We start from the raw sequence: 17,932 nt of genomic DNA on the forward strand, positions 1-17,932 counted from the left end.
TTGCCCAACAATAGCTCAAAACCTCTGCCCTAGTATTTCTGAGTATTTATACTCATCGCAAAAGTGACACGCTCCCGCATGACTCGCTCTGAGTTCCGCTACGGTTCGTTCCGCCGGGTGATTCCCTTACCGACTCGCATTCAAAATGACAGCGTAGAAGCTGAGTACAAAAATGGGGTTTTGCACCTGAATTTGCCCAAAGCGGAAGCGGAAAAGAACCGCGTGGTTAAAGTTCAACTCGGCTAAGAAATAATTGTTAGCTAATTGCGGATAGATAGGGCGTGCGGTGCGCGCCCTATTTGTTTTTATAATTGGGAATTGGTAATTGGTAATTGGGAATTGGAAAAAAAGAAGAAATAAGAAAAGCAGAACATTTTCCTTCTTCCTTCCATCCATCCGTTATATCGTTTCCGGTGGGATCGGAATTATATATTTGGATGCTCGCACTACTGTATGATTTCGATTTAACCGGATTTGGTATTAAATCCGTTACAGAATCCGTTGCCGAACTTTCTTTATCCCCTTCTCCAACGGTGCTAAACTCTAAAAAGCAATGGTTGGTGAGGAGACTTGCGTGCCGAGTCAGGGAGTTGGAGGCAATGGAATTGCATCGGAATTTGGAGACTTAAGCGGAATGACTCGTCAAGAAGTCGATGATTTTTTGCGCGGGCTGGGTGCAGAAATCAGAACTACTAAAGATGGTTATGTTGCATATAAATTTTTTGATAAGTCAACAGTAATGATCCGTCCTAACGGTGAAGTGATTAGAACGCCTGCACCGAAATATGGCTCAGATGGAATAAATATCAACAAAGGTTTGCGTCTCGCTTCTTATGGTTATTTATTGCGGACGCGAGACGAATTTGGTAATTTAATTCCAGGTACTCACAATACGGGATAAAAATTAAATGAGTGATTGGAAGGATGACTATAACTTGCTGGGATTAGGTGGTTTTACATCTTTAATCACAAATGTCAAGGTATCTTTATGGGGAAACGAAGTATTAATCGAATGCATTTACAATCCCGAAGAAAGATTGCCTTATCTGCTGGCATTCAAAAACTGTCGCGAGATTAGTTGGACTGTACATGATGAAGAGGAAGTAGGAGAACTTGAAGCGGAATTTTTCGGAATTTCTTTGGGTGAGCCGGAACATCAGAAGCCTGCGGTGATTACTGCAGACATTTTTGAAATTTCAATTTTCTACGGCAGTTTTAGGATTTACAAAGGAGATAATTTAAACTCATTAACATCAGATTTAGAGACAACAGTTTTGGCATAGATCGTACTTTGTCAGTTTTTACTACCCTCAACTTTAAAATAGACAATGACTAATTTTAGAGATGATTACGAATTGCTTAACCTAGGTGGACTGACATCTCTTGTAGCAAATGTCAATGTCTCTTTGTGGGGAAATCAAATTGTATTTGAATGTATTTACGATCCGACAGGCGATCGATCGCCTTATAGCATAGTATTTCATGACTGCCGAGATATCAGTTGGGAGGTTTTCCATCCTGAAGATGTTAAAGATCCTGAAGCTGATTTGATTGGCTTTCACTTGGGTGAGGACGCGCACCGGACAGCAGCTTTAATTCATACGGACATTTTTGAAGTCTCTATTCTGTACGGCAGTTTTAGCATTCATAAAGGAGAGAATTTTAACTCACCAATAGCAGATTTAGAAACAGAGGTTTTGGCATCGGGTACGCCAGCAGTATTGTACAAATAACCAATAACCAGTAACCAAATCAGTTTACCATACTTAATAGAACTTTTTTCCCAGATGAGGTAAAACACAATGCCTGATATTGTTGATATTGCCGTAGGTGCGGGTTCGTTCCAAACCCTGGTAACAGCCGTGCAAGTCGCTAATTTAGTAGACGCGCTCAAAAGTCCGGGCCCTTTCACTGTGTTTGCACCCACTGACGATGCTTTTGCGAAATTGCCGCCGGGAACTGTCACAACCCTAGTGCAGAACGTTCCCCAATTGACCAGGATTTTAATGTTTCACGTTGTCTCTGGCAAGTTTATGAAAGCTGATTTGGCAAAACTCGGTTTTGTTACTTCCTTAGAAGGTTCGCCGATTAAAATTGATTGTTCTGACGGTTTTGAGGTGAAAAATGCTACAGTTGTCGCTGCGGATATCGAAGCTGATAACGGCGTCATCCATGTAATCGATAACGTGATTTTAATGGGGTAGTTTCACTGTCTATCGATCGACTCTAAAGATGAATTTGAGGGTTTGAATTTTGGTCTAAAATTATTTGAGTTCAACCTCGGAAGTCTGAAGCTTGCATCCATCTTTGGGTGTCGCAGCGGGAGCGAGAACACGGCATCTAGCAGTGTCTCTTTGCTCCCGATCGCGCCCTTGTTTTTTAGCGGTTGAAAATAATATAAATATCAAAAAGTTGTCTTTTCGCCGGATGTGTTTTAAGATGATCGTTTAAAAAAGCTTGAAAATCAATAATTATAATATAAGGAAACCAGTGTGGTGAGCACTATGCAAATCCTAGCCGCCAGCCTCAAGGCAAAAGTCCGCCAGCGTACCTTGGAACTGCAAGTTCTCAATGAACTTACTGCAAAAGTACAACTCGCCGCTGGCGCTGATGAAATTTGGTCTGCGTGTCTCGAATACCTCGATCGCCTGATTCCAGGCGCGGCGATCGCAATTTTGACGCCACCGGACGATCGACTATACCTGCAACACTTACAGCCCTTAACTGCTACCGCTAGAGCCGAAATTGAAGGGCGCTTGCAAGCAGCTCGCGTTGCATGGCTCGCTGGAAATCGGGACTGGGCGCACAACATAGATCCGCCACCAATTGCTCAGTTTCAGTCGGTCTTGATGGCACCGGCTAACCCGGATGAAAGTGAAGAATTGTTGGGAGTATTTTTCATTGGTGCAGAGCAGGCAACTGCTTTTAATTTTGAGTACCTTTGTTTGCTCCACACTGCAGCTCAAATTTGTGCCAAGTCGTTAATTAGTTTAGCAGCTAAAACGACGGCTGTCAAGGGTAAAACTCAAAATATTTTGGCTCTCGATTCGGAAAGTCAAGAACTATTGTTGCGGGCTTTAATGGACGGTGCGCCGGACAGAGTTTTTGCGAAAGATAGAAATTTTAGATACATTTTGGTCAATCAAAGTTTTGCTGCATATTTGGGGAAAAATGTTGAGGAAATTATCGGCAAAGATGATATTGAATTAGGGTTTTCAGCGGAATTAGTATTTGGCGATCGCAGCGGCGGGGTTGGGGGCATCCGCGAGGACGATCGAGCTGTGCTGGCTGGGGAGATTGTTCGCAATCCCTACCAGACGATCGCCTTTGAAGGGGGAAAACAGCACATATTTGACACGCAAAAACTGCCGCTGTGCGATGCCGAGGGCAATATATTTGCGGTTTTGGGTTTTTCTCGGGAGATTCCTCAATTGCAGGCCGCAGATGAAGCCAGGAATCAAAGCCAAGCCAAACTGCAAAAAATTACTGCTAGCGTACCGGGTACGGTATATCAAATAGACTTGCATCCAGACGGCTCGATGGCTTTCTCGTTTGTGAGCGCCGGCTGCCGAGAATTGTATGAAATAGAACCAGAGGCGGCTCAGCAAGACATTAATGTAATTGTTGACATGATTCATCCCGAAGATCGAGATGATTTTCTCAACTCGGTGACGCTTTCTGCTGAAAATTTGCAGCCTTGGCGGTGGGAAGGAAGAATTGTCACTCCGTCGGGAAAACTTAAATGGGTGCAAGGAGCTTCCCAGCCAGAATTGCAAGCATCGGGGGAGATAGTTTACTACGGCTTGTTCACGGATATTAGCGCCAGGAAACAAGCTGAGTTGAAGCTGCAACTTTATCAACAAATCTTTTTGAAATCCAACGATGCGATCGCCATTTTAGACCCCCAAGGCTATTACTTAGAAACAAATCAAGCTCACACAGCTTTGCTGGGTTACAGTTCGTCGAAATTGTGGGGAAAAACGCCTGCAACTGGGATGGGAGAACAGGCATTTGCGTCGGTACTGCAAAGCTTGGCAGAAACTGGGAGTTACCGAGGCGAAATGACCTTTATTAAGGCTTTGCAAGGGGGAACAGTTGAGGTGGAGCTTTCGGCTTTTGCGGTTCTCAATGATGCTGGGGATGTAGTCTGTTACGTAAACGTCAAAAGGGACATCACCGAACGCAAGCGAGCTGAGGAAAAACTCAAACTTTACCGAGAAATATTTTTAAACTCCAACGATGCGATCGTCATTATCGATGCTGACGGGTTTTTCCTCGAACAAAATCGCGCTCACCAAACGCTTCTAGAATACACAGACGCGGAATTACAAGCAGAAGCGTCGCCGCTGGTTGCGGGGGAGCGGTTTTCGACAATTGCCAAAAGTTTAGCGACAACTGGAACTTTTCGGGGCGAAATTACTAACTCCACTAAAAAAGGTCGCACGCTGGCGATCGACGTTGCGGCATACTCTGTGATTAACAACGCCGACGATGTAATTTGTCACGTCTGCGTCAAGCGCGACATTACCGAACGCAAAAAAGGAGAAGAAGAACGGCAAAAATTTGTGTCGCTGATTGAAAACAGCAGCGATTTTATCGGTATGGCTACGCTGAAAGGCAAAACGCTGTTTGTGAACGAAGCCGGACGAAAACTGGTGGGTGTCGAGAATGTTTCGGCAGTGTTTTATGCCGAGATATGGGATTATATCGGCCCTACTTTTAAATTGAAATTCAGTGAAGAGATTTTGCCAGAAATTATCAGTCAGGGCCAGTGGCAAGGAGAATGTCAAATGCAGCACTTGCGCAGCGGAAAAGGCATTGATGTTGTGATGAATGCTTTTCTGGTCAAGCACCCTCAAACCAGCAAACCGCTGTGCTTTGCTGTGGTAATTCGCGATGTTACCGAACGCAAGCAAGCTGAGAGAATGCTGCGGGAACAAGCAGAACAAGAACGGCTGGTTTCGGCGATCGCCCAGCGAGTCCGGCAGTCTCTCAACCTCACTCAAACTCTGAGCACTGCCGTACAAGAAGTGCGGCAGTTGCTGGCAACTGACCGCGCGGTAATTTATCGTTTTGATTCCGAGGAAACAGCGAGTGTTGTTGTGGAATCTGTAGGCGATGCGTGGATGCCGCTGCTGGGCATAAAAGTTCCAGAAATATCTTTGGGCGAAAGTTATCTATCGCTATACCGCGCCGGAAAAATACAAGCAAGGGCAGATATTTATACGGCCAGTTTGAGCGACATCCACCGAGATTTCCTTGTTAGTTGGCAGGTAAGGGCTAATTTAGTTGTACCAATTTTTATCGGCGATGAAAGTCAGGAGTTGGCAACAGAATATTCGCCGGAAACTCCCGGAAGTGGGTCGCCGGTCAGGAGTTTGGAAGCGAGTCAAAATCGATTGTGGGGATTGCTGGTTGCCCACCAGTGCAGCGGCCCGCGCGCTTGGACTGATTCCGAGGTGGACTTGCTGGGAAGGTTGAGCGTGCAGTTGGCGATCGCCATTCAGCAATCTACTCTTTTTGAACAAGCGCAGCAGGCCCGAGAAGCGGCCCTGGAAGCGTCTCGAATGAAGTCGCTATTTTTAGCAAATATGAGTCACGAAATCCGCACTCCGATGAATGGAGTGATGGGGATGACTGATTTGCTGCTGAAAACGAATCTTACTCCCGAACAGATCGACTTTGTGCAGACGCTGAAACTCAGCGGTCAAAATTTGCTGTCCATCATTAACGATATTCTCGATCTCTCCAAACTGGAAGCAGGAGAAATGCGCTTAGAAACGATCGAATTTAACCTCAGTATCTGTCTGGATGAAGTGCTGGATTTGTTGGCCAATCCCGCACAAGAAAAAGGTATAGAATTGGTGGCGCTGATTGACAGCGACGTGCCGCTGCAAATTAGAGGCGATGCAGCGCGGTTGCGGCAAATACTCACTAATTTGATTAACAATGCTATTAAGTTTACGGAAGCAGGAGAAGTAGTAATTGAGGTTTCTAGCGGCAGGACTCCGGGGTTATTGGCAGCCAGCAACAACCATAAAATTTTAGAGAATATCCAACCGTTAAAAATCGGAAGCAATGGCTCGATGTTCCTGCTTTTTAAAGTCACAGATACAGGAATCGGGATTGCTGCGGAAGACCAAAAAAAGCTGTTTCAATCTTTTAGTCAAGTTGATGCTTCTACGACAAGAAAATACGGTGGCACAGGTTTGGGTTTGGCTATTTCTAAGCAGTTGGTGGAGTTGATCGGGGGTCAAATCGGTGTGGAAAGCACGCTGGGAACAGGCTCGACTTTTTGGTTTACTGTGCCGGCAGTTGAGGAAAATTTAACTGCTGTAGAGACAGCGTGCGAAGTGAATTTGGAAACGGTGCTCGCGGGGCGAAAAATGTTAGTTGCCAGCGATAAGCCGACAGTGCGAAAAGTGCTGCTGAGAATGGCTGTTTTGTGGGGAATGGAAGTTGAGGAGGTTGAGAACGGTTGGATGGCGATCGCATCTCTGTACAAAGCTGTCAGCGTTAATTGCCCTTACGATATCGTTTTGGTTGATATTCAGTTGCCGGAAATGGTGGCGGGAACTCTGGAACGCTTGATGATTGCTGAGTCGGCAATGCAGCAGACGCATTGGGTGGTGCTGGCTTCAATTACTCAGCTATCGGAGGCGAAACGCTTGGTAGATATCGGTTTTAGCGGCTATTTAACTAAACCTGTGAAAGCTCACCGGCTGTTTGATTGTTTGGTAAATGCGATCGCCCCGAGTACGCTGATTGATGAGCCGCTGGCAAATCCAACGTCCAATCGAGCCTCAGCTATTGACAACCGGGAGTTAGCAAGTTTAAAGATTTTGTTAGTTGAAGATACTCCAATCAATCAAAAAGTTGGTCTGAATCAACTCAGAGTTTTGGGATGCGCGGCGGATGTCGCCAATAACGGCGCAGAGGCGCTATCTATGGTTGCTATCAAAAAGTATGACATTGTGTTGATGGACTGTCAGATGCCGGTTTTGGACGGTTACGAAGCGACGCTGGAATTGCGCCGCTTGGAAGCGGCAAATGCTGCTGCTGGTTCGATCGATCCGCACCAAAAGACGGTGGTGATTGCGATGACGGCGAGTGCTTTGAAGGGCGATCGCGAAAAGTGTCTGGCGGTGGGCATGGACGATTATATTAGCAAACCTATTTCGATCGAAAAGTTAAAATCTGTACTAGAAAATTGGTCTGCCCAGTTAAAAATTGAAAGTCCAAAGTTTAATGGCGAGGATCTCAAAAACTCTGCCGAGGATATTCAATCTTTAGTGGATATGGCACGTTTGCGCCAAATTGCGGGTGCTGATTTAGAGTTTGAGCGGGAAATACTGCAAGCTTTTGTGGTTGATACTGGCAGTTATTTAGAAGCGGCTAAGGAGGCGATCGCCTCGGGAGATGTGGAGACACTCGCCCGCCGCGCTCATCAAATTAAAGGTGTCAGCGCTACGGCGGCGGTGCGGTTAATGCCCGAGATGGCCGATCGGCTTCAAAGTCTGGCAAAATCAAATGATTGGGAGGGGGCTACGAAAATCATCGCTGAATTAGAAATAATTCTGGCGGGGGTTCAAAAGTTTGTGGCTGCTGAGTAATCAATTTTCTTTTGAGGGGGGATCTCCAGGTGGCTCCCGAACAGTTCCTGGCAGCCCCCGCGAGCGCTCGCGTGTAAAGATTTTTAATTTTTTATCAAGATTTTGATCTCAATGTGACAAAATTCGGAACTCTTATAACATCTTGTGTGTTGTATCTTGTGACACTGCTGCATTAAGTTATTGTGGTCAAATATAAAATAATCATTAAGCCGATGGCTATGAGGGTGCTTTTCGTCGATCGGCTTGAGACACCAAGACCAGCTTTTCGCTATGCCCGCCCATTAAGTGCGTATTTACGCTCAACGAGGTTTTATGACTCCAGTCATGTTACGCCAACTCTGGTCGTTAATTGAGACCACCCAAGCCACTCTGTTAGTCAATTTGGACGATGCCACCCTGGTACAGTGGCTGCTGAAGCAGTTAAAGACAAACTCTGCGCTCAATGGCAAAGAAACAGATTTGTTGAACGAGTACATCGAGTCTCGGCTGTCCCTAATCCGAGATTTAGCTGAGCAGCGCCTAGCACCAGAGCGGTTCTGAGCCGATTAAATCAAAATTGGATAAATATTGCAGGAAAGGGCGATCGCCCGCAGCGGGCAAAAAAAAATAACAGGCGGGCAGCCAGTACACTTGTCAGGCGGCAGAACTGGGCTCGGAACGGCTAAGCCAGAAGCCGTCGGCTCTTGTACATCGCCGATCGCAACAGTTCTTGACAGCTACAAGGTAGGATCGTCAGGAAAGCGTTCTACTAAAATCTATGCGTAAATGGGGATTTCTGTTGCTGGCAAGCGTGTTGTTTGCGGCACCGTTGGCTTCTTGTAGGGATCGATCGGCACAAACCGGACAAACAACAGCAACAACTGCTGCAGGTGGCAACTCGCAACAAGGTTCGAGCCGGATAGATACAATTGTGAGCCGCGGGAAACTGATTTGCGGCGTCAGCGGCGAACTGCCGGGTTTTAGCTTTGTAGACGAAAAAGGCAAATACTCGGGATTAGATGTGGATGTGTGCAGGGCTGTGGCGGCAGCATTATTTGACGATCCCGAAAAAGTCGAGTACCGAAAGCTCAACGCCAAAGATAGATTTACAGTTTTGCAGGCTGGAGAAATCGATATTCTCAGCCGAAATACCACCTACACGGCGAGTCGCGACAGCACTACCGGACTGGAATTTGGCCCGGTGATCTTTTATGACTCTCAAAGCATCATGGTCAAAAAAGACAGCGGCATCAAAACTTTACAAGATTTTGCGGGCAAATCTATCTGCGTGCAAACAGGTACGAGCACCGAACAAAATTTATCCGATCAAATGCGAAAACTAGGAGTTAAATACACTCCTGTCGTGTTTGAAGATGTGAATACTACCTTTGCTACCTATCAAGAAGGTCGCTGTCAAGGTGTTACTGCCGATCGATCGCAACTCGTGTCCAAGCGCACAACTCTGCCGAATTCCGAGAATAATGTTATTTTGCCGGTCGTGATGTCAAAAGAACCGTTGGCCCCAGCGGTGAAAAGTGGCGACCCTAAATGGTCGGACGCGGTGAGATGGATTATTTTTGCGGCGATTGAAGCTGAAGATTTGGGAGTTAATTCGGGAAATGTAGACCAAACTGTGGCAAGCACTACAGACCCGAACGTCAAACGTTTGCTAGGAAAGGAAGGAGATTTAGGTAAAGGTTTGGGACTCCCGAACGACTACGCCCTCCGCGTTGTTAAGAAAGTGGGGAATTACGGGGAAATGTACGATCGCAACCTCGGCCCGAAAAGTACACTTAAGTTAGAACGGGGTCAAAACAGACTCTGGAAAGATGGCGGTTTGCTTTACTCGCCGCCGTTCCGCTAATTTTAGTTAACTGTTGACTGTTAACTGTTGACTGTTGACTGTTGACTGTTGACCGTTGACTGTTGACTGTTGACTGTTAACTGTTGACTGTTGACTGTTGACGGTTAACAGTTAACCAACCAGATATTTTAGACAGCAAGGTACTCCGCGCTTACCCGACTTTTAAGGTGCTTGTTAGGCGCACCATACAAGATATTTTAGGCAGGCTAAAGTTAGGTATAGTTCGCTCTACATTAAACAGTTATGAACCCAGAACCTCAACCGGGCAAATCGCAGAAATTGTCCAAATTTCAAGATATATCAAAACTGCTGCGGGACGATCGCTTCTGGAAAATTGCCGTACAGGCGATCGCCGTGATTTTAGTAATAATTGTCATGGCGATTTTCTGGGACAATCTCAGCGCCAATTACTCGCAACTGGGAATTGCATTTGGATTTGACTTTCTCAATTCCCAAGCATCCTTTGACATCGGCGAAAGCGTGATTCCATACAGTCCCGAAAACAGTTACAGACAAGCTTATTTTGTAGGTTTAATCAACTCGCTGCGGGTGATGGGTCTAGGCCTTATTTTCGCAACAATTGCGGGTTTGACTGTAGGAATTGCGCGCCTTTCCGACAATTGGTTGCTGCGGAGTTTGGCGGGTTTGTACGTGGAAGTTTTGCGAAATACGCCGTTATTGCTGCAATTATTTTTTTGGTATTTTGCAGTTTTCATTTCCCTGCCAAAAGTGGAAGACAATCAGCAGATGAGAGGGCCTATTTACTTGACAAATCGCGGCATTGGTGTACCTTGGCCGGCGGCTTTGCCGGGTTTTGAGATTTGGTTGATTTTGCTAACTGTCGGAGTTTTGGCGGCGGCGGGGCTGTGGATGTGGCGGGCGCGGGTGATGTTGGAAGAAGCTAAGCCGGGAAGACAGTTGTTTTGGGCTGTAGGTGCGATCGTCCTGAGTGCAATTTTAGCTTTGATTATTACCAAAAATTTGCCTTTTCGCCTAGATGTTCCCCGCTTGACACCAGAATTGCAACTCGAAGGAGGATTAAAATTAACTCCAGAATTTGCAGCCTTGGTTACAGGACTTAGCTTGTATACTGGCAGTTACATTGCCGAAATTGTGCGGGCCGGAATTCAATCAGTATCGAGAGGCCAGTGGGAAGCGGGAAAGTCTTTGGGATTGAAGTCTGGAACACTGATGCGGATGGTAATTTTGCCGCAAGCTTTGCGGGTAATTTTGCCGCCTTTAACCAGTCAGTATCTCAATTTAACTAAGAATTCGAGTTTAGCGGTTGCGGTTGCTTATCCCGACGTTTACTTTGTGGTGGGGTCTCCGACGTTGAATCAGACCGGTCGGGCGATCGAAGCAATGCTAATTATTATGGTAACATACCTAACAATTAGTTTGATAGTTTCTCTATTCATGAATTGGTACAATAACACGGTACAACTCAAGGAAAGGTAAAGAGTTAATCTTGAAAATTTTACAACTGCCATCAAAGGAAATCAAAAAATGGCGTACAGTGATTTTAGTTTAGAGGGCGCAGTCAAAACATTTGAATTAAAGTATTCGGAAGTCGCCGATTTGTTTGGCAAAGAACCCAACTTAGAATGCAGCCAACTACTAGCAGAAACTCTCAAGCGCAGTGTACCGTTAGGTCTGGCAAGTAACAGCCAGAAATCCCGCGCTGAAATGATTACAGCACCAATTTTAATTGAACTTAGAGAACAATTACAAAATCGAATTAGCTTATTTTCCGGTATTGACTTTAATGTTGACTCCGAAAGAGGCTTAGACGGAAGTTGCGATTTTTTGATTGGCAATTCACCAGGACTCTTGTTACTCGCTGCACCAGTCATTATAATTGTAGAAGCGAAACCGGAAAATCTCAATAGTGAATTGGGACAGTGCGTAGCAGAAATGTTTGCAGCTAGCATATTTAATGAAGGTGAAGGAAACGATATTCCTGCGATATATGGCGCTGTCACTAGCGGGACTACCTGGAGATTTATGAAACTAAAAGAACAAGTTATTGAAATTGACTTGACTGAATATTACCTCAGCGATGTCAATAAAATATTAGGGATCTTGGCCAGCGCAATCACTCATTAATAACAACTAATAACCTATGGAAACTATCCCCGTATTGCCGCCTCCAGCCACCGAATCGCCCACTCCTTGGAATTGGGCGCGCAAAAATTTATTTAGTACCTGGTACAACAGCATTCTGACGGTAGTTAGCCTAATTATCGCCTTCCAAACTATTAAAGGAATTATCGTTTGGGCAACAACAAAAGCTCAATGGCGCGTGTTAGAAGCCAACTTGCCGCTATTTTTTGCCGGCCGATTTCCCAGCGAATTCTACTGGCGGCTGTGGATAGTAACGGCGATAATTGCCTTGTTGGCAGGATTAACTTGGGGAAACATTCAGCGGGAAGAACGTCTTTGGAATCCGCCTTTACTAATTATACTCGCTGCTGCGGTTGTGGGCGCGGTCATTTCGCCGATCGACCTAACCTCTCGCCTCTACCTCTTAGGAATTATTATCGCATCCGCCGCCAGCTATGTCATCGGCAGGCAAATTAACCCAAAAATCATGGGTTGGATGCCTGCAATTTGGGTTCTTTCCTTCCCAATAATTTTGTGGCTAATTCAAGGCGGGTTGGGTTTGACCGAAGTCTCAACAAATGATTGGGGCGGTTTAGTATTGACGCTGTTTTTAGCAGTTATTAGTATTGTGCTTTCCTTTCCTTTGGGAGTATTGCTAGCACTCGGCAGACAAAGTTCTTTGCCAGTTGTGAGATTGTTATCCACATTATACATTGAAATTATTCGCGGTTTGCCTTTAATTGGCATTTTATTTTTAGGTCAAGTGATGCTGCAACTATTCTTGCCGCCAGAATATCCCAAATTGGATAGAGTAATTAGAGCGATTGCTGGGCTGACTTTATTTAGTGCGGCATACTTGGCGGAAAACGTGCGCGGTGGCTTGCAGGCCGTGCCCAGGGGACAGATAGAAGCAGCTAGGTCGATCGGACTCAATACACCCCTACTCACAATTCTTATTGTACTGCCTCAAGCGCTGCGAACGGTCATTCCTGCGATCGGCGGTCAATTCATCGGATTATTTATGGATACTTCCCTGCTCTCTCTATTCGGAATGTTAGAATTAATCGGAATATCCCGCGCAGTTTTAGCAAATCCATCCTATGTCGGCAGGTACGCCGAAGTTTACATATTCGTCGGCATCATCTATTGGGTATTTTGCTACTCAATGTCATTAGCCAGCCGCAAAATAGAACGAAGTTTAGAAAAAAGTCATTAGTCATTCTTCCTTTTTCATTAGTAGTAGGGTGCGTGAGAGCGAAAAATCTTTAAGTCCCGGCTATAAGACTATTTACACTCACGCACCATCCACCCAATTGAATAATACCGATGCAGCCGGAAACGATATCATCAGTCATCAGTCATTAGCGAACAGTCATTATTTAAAGGACAAAAGTATGCAAGCTCAACTAACAGTCCCCGAAAAAGTAATCGTAGCAGAAAACGTCCACAAATGGTACGGACAATTTCACGTACTGCGCGGCGTCAGCATGACCGTAGACCGGGGCGAAGTCGTCGTAGTCATGGGCCCCTCCGGTTCAGGCAAATCGACGTTTATTCGCACATTCAACGCTTTAGAAGCATACCAACAAGGTAAAATTACGATCGACGGTATAGAACTTTCCCACGACTTGCGCAACATCGAGACAATTCGCCGGGAAGTAGGAATGGTGTTTCAGCAATTCAACCTGTTTCCCCACTTATCAGTCTTGCAAAACGTCATGCTAGCCCCAGTATGGGTGCGCCGCTGGCCGAAGAAAAAAGCTGAAGAAGTAGCCATGCAACTGTTAGAAAGAGTGGGGATTTTGGAACAAGCACAAAAATATCCCGGACAACTTTCTGGCGGACAGCAGCAGCGGGTCGCTATTGCGCGTTCTCTAGCAATGCAGCCTAAAATCATGCTGTTTGACGAACCGACATCAGCATTAGACCCAGAAATGGTGCGGGAAGTGTTAGATGTAATGCGAAATTTGGCTAAAACTGGAATTACAATGGTAGTGGTGACTCACGAAGTCGGGTTTGCGCGCGAAGTTGCCGATCGCATTGTATTAATGGATGGCGGCGTTTTAGTTGAAGAAGCAGGGCCGGAAGAGTTTTTTCAGCATCCGAAAGAAGAACGCACGCGCAAGTTTTTATCTCAGATATTGTGAAGTAAAAATATGATAAAATGCCCAGCAATCCACAAGTTTCTGACGAAGAAATCTATCAGCAGATAGGATCGATCGTAAATAATTATAAGCTCTTGCAGTGTGCCGAATGTGCTGAAGCTATTAAAAATTGGCTAAAAGCTAACGGCATTAGCGGGACTCATCTTCAACTCAAGTTGGTAGGACGAGGGTATTTTATTGTGAGTCAACGTTGGGAAAAAGGTAGAACACCGATTACTCAGAATGGCACACACTACGGGATTGAAGTTCGTCGCAAAGTGTTTGATAATTTGTCAACAACCGGGCTGACTAGAGAAAAATGGATAAAGACTTTGACTGTCCGAGCGGTCAGTTTATTATCGAAGAAATTGAGAGCTTTTAATTGTAAAATTTTACCAACGGTTAATAAATAATGACTAAATTTTACGAATTACTCAACCGCATTCAAAAGAAACCGGCAATGTACATCGGTTCCCGTTCTATCAGCAACTTATTTCTGTTCTTGTGCGGCTATCAACACGCTCGCGACCTACTAGAAATCCCCGTCACAGAACAAGAGAAAGAATTTGCAGAATTTCAGCCTTGGTTGCAAAAAAAAATCGCTCTTGTTACCTCTGCTTCTTGGGCTAAAATTATTTTATTTAATTCAACCGATGAAAGTCATGCTTTTGATAATTTCTTTGATTTACTAGAAGAGTTTATAAAAGCGAAGTATCCCCTAAATAAGGCAGGCGATAATCAGTCGGCGGTTTTGACTTTGGATTGATTCGTTTGACCCAGACGGCAGCGTTATAATGGTATATAGAACTCACTCCGAAACAGTTTTTTTTTACGAAAATTGTGGGTTTTAGCCCTTGACTCTGGTTACAAACCCGGTTTCTTTGCTTGGAGTGCGTAAGTCCCGCTATACATAAATCTAAAAATCTCAAATTTATATGCCCTCCACAAAAACTCTGCCGTTAGTTAAAGACTCGGAACGCCTAGAAAGTCGCCTCAAAGAAATTCCGGCGGTTCCTGGTGTATATTTAATGCGAGATGAGAGCGATCGCATCCTTTACATTGGCAAATCCAAAAGACTCCGAAACCGCGTCCGTTCCTACTTCCGCGAAAGCCAAAATCTCAGTCCCCGCATCGCGATGATGGTGCAGCAAGTGCGCGAAATTGAATTCATCGCCACAGACACAGAAGCGGAAGCTTTAGCATTAGAAGCAAACCTCGTAAAACAGCACCAACCTTACTTTAATGTCCTCCTCAAAGATGATAAAAAATATCCTTATTTGTGCATAACTTGGTCGGAAGAATACCCGCGCATTTTTATCACCCGCAAACGCCGCGCAGGTAGTGCAAAAGACCGCTATTACGGCCCCTACGTCGATACAGGGGCGCTGCGGAGTACGCTGCATTTAATTAAGGGGATTTTCCCGCTGCGGCAGCGCCCTCAACCGCTATTTAAAGACCGTCCCTGTTTGAACTACGACATCGGCCGCTGCGTCGGCGTTTGTCAAGGGTTAACTTCGCCGGAGGAATATCATAAAATCATCCAAAAAGTAGCGATGATTTTCCAGGGAAGAACTCAGGAATTACTCGACATCCTGGAGCCCCAAATGGAACAAGCAGCCGAAGATTTAAACTTTGAAACTGCGGCGCGCCTTCGCGACCAAATTAAGGGTTTGCAGTCTTTGAGTGCGGGTCAAAAGGTGTCTTTGCCCGACGATACGGTTTCCAGAGATGCGATCGCACTTGCAGCCGACACCCAGCACGCTTGCATCCAATTATTCCAGATTCGTGCCGGTCAATTGGTCGGAAGATTGGGATTTATGGCGGAAATACCGCCCCAACCCCCCGTTGCCAAGGGTGAGCAAGAATTATCTCAACTTTCTCTTTCCTCCCCCCCTTGGCAAGGGGGGGAACGAGGGGGGGTAGAGGCCGGAGCAATTTTGCAGCGGGTGTTGGAGGAACACTATCAAAATGTCGAATCTGTAGAAATTCCCAGCGAAATTTCAGTGCAGTACGAATTGCCAGAAGGGGAAATATTAGCAGATTGGTTGAGCAACCGCAAGGGTCGAAAAGTGACGATTTTGACACCGCAGCGGCAAACTAAGGCTGAGTTGATTGAGATGGTGGAACGCAACGCTGAGTACGAATTGGCGAGAATGCAAAGATTGAGCGATCGCAATTCTCAAGCAATGGAAGATTTAGCAGAAATTCTCGATTTGCCAGAAGTTCCTCGCCGCATTGAAGGTTACGATATTTCTCACATTCAAGGTTCTGACGCCGTAGCTTCCCGCGTCGTATTTATTGACGGTTTGCCGGCCAATCAACACTACCGCCATTACAAAATTAAAAATCCTGAAATAAAATCAGGGCATTCTGATGATTTTGCTAGTTTAGCAGAAGTTATCGGTCGCCGATTCCGGGGATTGAAGGAAGAAGAAAAAGGGAAGATGGAAGATGGGTTTAGCGATTTAGAAGAACCGAAAGAACTCAGCAATTTATCTTCAGATTCTCCTACTATTTCTGACAAACCAGACTTAATTATGATAGATGGTGGCAAAGGTCAACTGTCAGCAGTTGTGGCTGTTTTGCGGGAGATGAATTTGCTAGAAGAGTTGCGCGTTGTCAGTTTGGCAAAGCAGCGAGAGGAGATATTTTTGCCGGGGGAATCTTTGCCGCTGCCAACTAATTCTGAGCAGCCTGGAGTACAATTATTGCGCCGGGTGCGGGATGAGGCGCACAGATTTGCTGTGAGTTTTCACCGGGATCGAAGAAGCGAGAGAATGAAGCGATCGCGCCTTGATGAAATTCCCGGATTGGGACACCACCGACAAAAACAATTGTTAGCACATTTTCGGTCGATCGACTATCTCCGTTTAGCGACTCTCGAACAGTTGGCAGAAGTTTCTGGGATTGGCCCGCGTCTGGCGCAGCAAATTTACGATTATTTCCATCCGTAAAGCCTTACCCAGCATCGGAGACGGGGAGGTTAGGCGCGAGGAGGGCGATCGGCGAGTAAGTCCCGATTCAGCCCCCGATTCAGCCACTGTGAGGGAGGTATTCAAAAATTTTGCACAGGCCTATTGCAATCTAGAAAAACTTGTGGTATGTTTAGTTTCTGTGTGCGGGCATAGTTTAGTGGTAAAACTTTAGCCTTCCAAGCTAACTATGCGGGTTCGATTCCCGCTGCCCGCTTGCGTCTATAAAAACCCCAAACCAACGGTAAATCAACGGTTTGGGGTTTTTTATTGCCCATTTTTGGGGTTGGTGATGGGTCAAACTGATTAGAAATTGGATAGAAATTGAATACAATTTGCCTCGTTTGGATACAAATTGGATACAATCCATACCTGTATAGAGTTTGAGCCGTTTAGCTTTGCGAGTATCTCTCTAAACTACTCTAAATCTCAGCTTGTGGCGAGCTGGGTGCAAAAATAATCGGTTAACATAGAGTGCCCTGATTTGCCAAGATTGCCGATCGAACTCAGCTTGAGTTATGACTGATCCGGAGTCGCATCAGTCACAAGGAGATCCAGTGAAATATTTTTCAGTAGTAATGTATTTGCTGCGGGAACGGCAACAGTTTCTCGAAGAAATTCGCCAAGGTGTCAAGCTCAAATCTAAAATTTTCGGTTTGTTGATTTGTAGTACCGTATTTTTTGCCATTTACGGAGCGATATTAGGCGCATCTAGTACGTGGATGCAATGTCTGGTTTCAGCAATTAAGTTGCCAGCACTTTACTTGCTGACGCTGATTATCTGCTTTCCCACACTGTACTTTTTTAATGTCATGTTTGGTTCTAAACGAACTTTTGAACAGTATTTGACATTGTTGATGACAGCGATGGCGATGATTAGCGTTTTGCTGTTTGGATTTGCACCTGTTAGTTTGTTTTTCCTCATAAGCAGTACCAATTACAATTTTTATCTGTTGCTGAATGTTGCTATCATGGCAATCACAGGATTTTTGGGGGTAAATTTCATTTATCAAGGAATGCACTTTCTTTCAGAACAAGATGCGGAAGGCAAAGACATCAGGCTAAATATTTTGCGCTTCTGGTTGGGACTTTATGCGTTTGTTGGCAGTCAATTGGGATGGACGCTAAGACCGTTTTTTGGCGCACCGGGACAAGCTTTTCAACTGTTCCGAGACCGAGAAAGCAATTTTTATATGAGTCTGTGGCAATCAATTATGTCTCTGGGAGGATCGTAATTAATCCATATTTAAGGAGATT

At 45.3% G+C, this 17,932-nt stretch carries 16 protein-coding genes, 1 tRNA gene and 1 pseudogene; all 18 read left to right on the forward strand.

Annotation, left to right across the window (positions count from 1 at the left end):
• Positions 1–78 precede the first annotated feature (78 nt).
• A pseudogene (locus QUA02_RS28050) lies at positions 79–246 on the forward strand (Hsp20/alpha crystallin family protein); the annotation flags it as partial.
• 307 nt (positions 247–553) lie between these two features.
• Positions 554–901, forward strand: a complete 348-nt coding sequence (locus QUA02_RS28055; protein ID WP_333032728.1) for a hypothetical protein — start codon at positions 554–556, stop codon at positions 899–901.
• A gap of 7 nt (positions 902–908) precedes the next feature.
• On the forward strand, positions 909–1,283 hold the full coding sequence (locus QUA02_RS28060) for a hypothetical protein (RefSeq protein WP_333032729.1): 375 nt from the start codon (positions 909–911) through the stop codon (positions 1,281–1,283).
• A 45-nt stretch (positions 1,284–1,328) separates the two neighbouring features.
• Positions 1,329–1,733, forward strand: a complete 405-nt coding sequence (locus QUA02_RS28065) for a hypothetical protein (protein WP_333032730.1) — start codon at positions 1,329–1,331, stop codon at positions 1,731–1,733.
• A 69-nt stretch (positions 1,734–1,802) separates the two neighbouring features.
• A complete protein-coding gene (locus QUA02_RS28070) occupies positions 1,803–2,204 on the forward strand; it encodes a CO2 hydration-associated protein CupS (protein ID WP_333032731.1) in 402 nt (133 codons plus the stop codon).
• Positions 2,205–2,504: 300 nt separating this feature from the next.
• The gene (locus QUA02_RS28075) at positions 2,505–7,613 is read left to right on the forward strand and encodes a PAS domain S-box protein (RefSeq protein WP_333032732.1); all 5,109 of its coding nucleotides are present in this window, start codon (positions 2,505–2,507) and stop codon (positions 7,611–7,613) included.
• 312 nt (positions 7,614–7,925) lie between these two features.
• Complete coding sequence (locus tag QUA02_RS28080) at positions 7,926–8,153, forward strand: hypothetical protein (protein WP_265239708.1); 228 nt, start codon at positions 7,926–7,928, stop codon at positions 8,151–8,153.
• 27 nt (positions 8,154–8,180) lie between these two features.
• Entirely contained in the window at positions 8,181–8,378 is a 198-nt protein-coding gene (locus QUA02_RS28085) for a hypothetical protein (protein WP_333032736.1), read from the forward strand.
• Complete coding sequence (locus tag QUA02_RS28090; RefSeq protein WP_333032738.1) at positions 8,371–9,456, forward strand: amino acid ABC transporter substrate-binding protein; 1,086 nt, start codon at positions 8,371–8,373, stop codon at positions 9,454–9,456. Before QUA02_RS28085 ends, QUA02_RS28090 begins: the two co-directional genes overlap by 8 nt.
• Positions 9,457–9,699: 243 nt before the next feature.
• The gene (locus tag QUA02_RS28095) at positions 9,700–10,914 is read left to right on the forward strand and encodes an amino acid ABC transporter permease (protein ID WP_333032742.1); all 1,215 of its coding nucleotides are present in this window, start codon (positions 9,700–9,702) and stop codon (positions 10,912–10,914) included.
• Between the two features lie 48 nt (positions 10,915–10,962).
• The gene (locus QUA02_RS28100; protein ID WP_333032743.1) at positions 10,963–11,562 is read left to right on the forward strand and encodes a hypothetical protein; all 600 of its coding nucleotides are present in this window, start codon (positions 10,963–10,965) and stop codon (positions 11,560–11,562) included.
• A gap of 16 nt (positions 11,563–11,578) precedes the next feature.
• On the forward strand, positions 11,579–12,775 hold the full coding sequence (locus tag QUA02_RS28105; RefSeq protein ID WP_333032744.1) for an amino acid ABC transporter permease: 1,197 nt from the start codon (positions 11,579–11,581) through the stop codon (positions 12,773–12,775).
• 178 nt (positions 12,776–12,953) lie between these two features.
• Positions 12,954–13,706 carry an amino acid ABC transporter ATP-binding protein gene (locus QUA02_RS28110; RefSeq protein WP_333032745.1) on the forward strand — a complete coding sequence of 251 codons (753 nt, stop codon included), beginning with the start codon at positions 12,954–12,956 and terminating at the stop codon, positions 13,704–13,706.
• Between the two features lie 17 nt (positions 13,707–13,723).
• Positions 13,724–14,116 carry a papain fold toxin domain-containing protein gene (locus QUA02_RS28115; protein WP_333032746.1) on the forward strand — a complete coding sequence of 131 codons (393 nt, stop codon included), beginning with the start codon at positions 13,724–13,726 and terminating at the stop codon, positions 14,114–14,116.
• Positions 14,116–14,469, forward strand: a complete 354-nt coding sequence (locus tag QUA02_RS28120; protein WP_333032749.1) for a hypothetical protein — start codon at positions 14,116–14,118, stop codon at positions 14,467–14,469. Before QUA02_RS28115 ends, QUA02_RS28120 begins: the two co-directional genes overlap by 1 nt.
• A 169-nt stretch (positions 14,470–14,638) precedes the next feature.
• On the forward strand, positions 14,639–16,657 hold the full coding sequence (uvrC, locus tag QUA02_RS28125) for an excinuclease ABC subunit UvrC (RefSeq protein ID WP_333032753.1): 2,019 nt from the start codon (positions 14,639–14,641) through the stop codon (positions 16,655–16,657).
• Between the two features lie 164 nt (positions 16,658–16,821).
• Positions 16,822–16,892 (forward strand) — tRNA-Gly (locus tag QUA02_RS28130).
• A 340-nt stretch (positions 16,893–17,232) separates the two neighbouring features.
• Entirely contained in the window at positions 17,233–17,910 is a 678-nt protein-coding gene (locus QUA02_RS28135) for an actin-binding WH2 domain-containing protein (protein WP_333032755.1), read from the forward strand.
• The last annotated feature ends 22 nt before the right edge of the window (positions 17,911–17,932 follow it).

The organism is Microcoleus pseudofavosus SVA1_A4, from assembly GCF_036700565.1.
Taxonomy (GTDB): Bacteria; Cyanobacteriota; Cyanobacteriia; order Cyanobacteriales; family Microcoleaceae; genus Microcoleus.

Bases quoted from the DNA above. Each gene is read 5' to 3' on its own strand.
- QUA02_RS28090 (WP_333032738.1), top strand. From the start codon at position 8,371: ATGCGTAAATGGGGATTTCTGTTGCTGGCAAGCGTGTTGTTTGCGGCA.
- QUA02_RS28100 (WP_333032743.1), top strand. From the start codon at position 10,963: ATGGCGTACAGTGATTTTAGTTTAGAGGGCGCAGTCAAAACATTTGAA.
- QUA02_RS28055 (WP_333032728.1), top strand. From the start codon at position 554: ATGGTTGGTGAGGAGACTTGCGTGCCGAGTCAGGGAGTTGGAGGCAAT.
- QUA02_RS28060 (WP_333032729.1), top strand. From the start codon at position 909: ATGAGTGATTGGAAGGATGACTATAACTTGCTGGGATTAGGTGGTTTT.
- QUA02_RS28110 (WP_333032745.1), top strand. From the start codon at position 12,954: ATGCAAGCTCAACTAACAGTCCCCGAAAAAGTAATCGTAGCAGAAAAC.
- QUA02_RS28105 (WP_333032744.1), top strand. From the start codon at position 11,579: ATGGAAACTATCCCCGTATTGCCGCCTCCAGCCACCGAATCGCCCACT.
- QUA02_RS28120 (WP_333032749.1), top strand. From the start codon at position 14,116: ATGACTAAATTTTACGAATTACTCAACCGCATTCAAAAGAAACCGGCA.
- QUA02_RS28095 (WP_333032742.1), top strand. From the start codon at position 9,700: ATGAACCCAGAACCTCAACCGGGCAAATCGCAGAAATTGTCCAAATTT.
- QUA02_RS28075 (WP_333032732.1), top strand. From the start codon at position 2,505: ATGCAAATCCTAGCCGCCAGCCTCAAGGCAAAAGTCCGCCAGCGTACC.
- uvrC (WP_333032753.1), top strand. From the start codon at position 14,639: ATGCCCTCCACAAAAACTCTGCCGTTAGTTAAAGACTCGGAACGCCTA.
- QUA02_RS28080 (WP_265239708.1), top strand. From the start codon at position 7,926: ATGACTCCAGTCATGTTACGCCAACTCTGGTCGTTAATTGAGACCACC.
- QUA02_RS28070 (WP_333032731.1), top strand. From the start codon at position 1,803: ATGCCTGATATTGTTGATATTGCCGTAGGTGCGGGTTCGTTCCAAACC.
- QUA02_RS28065 (WP_333032730.1), top strand. From the start codon at position 1,329: ATGACTAATTTTAGAGATGATTACGAATTGCTTAACCTAGGTGGACTG.
- QUA02_RS28115 (WP_333032746.1), top strand. From the start codon at position 13,724: ATGCCCAGCAATCCACAAGTTTCTGACGAAGAAATCTATCAGCAGATA.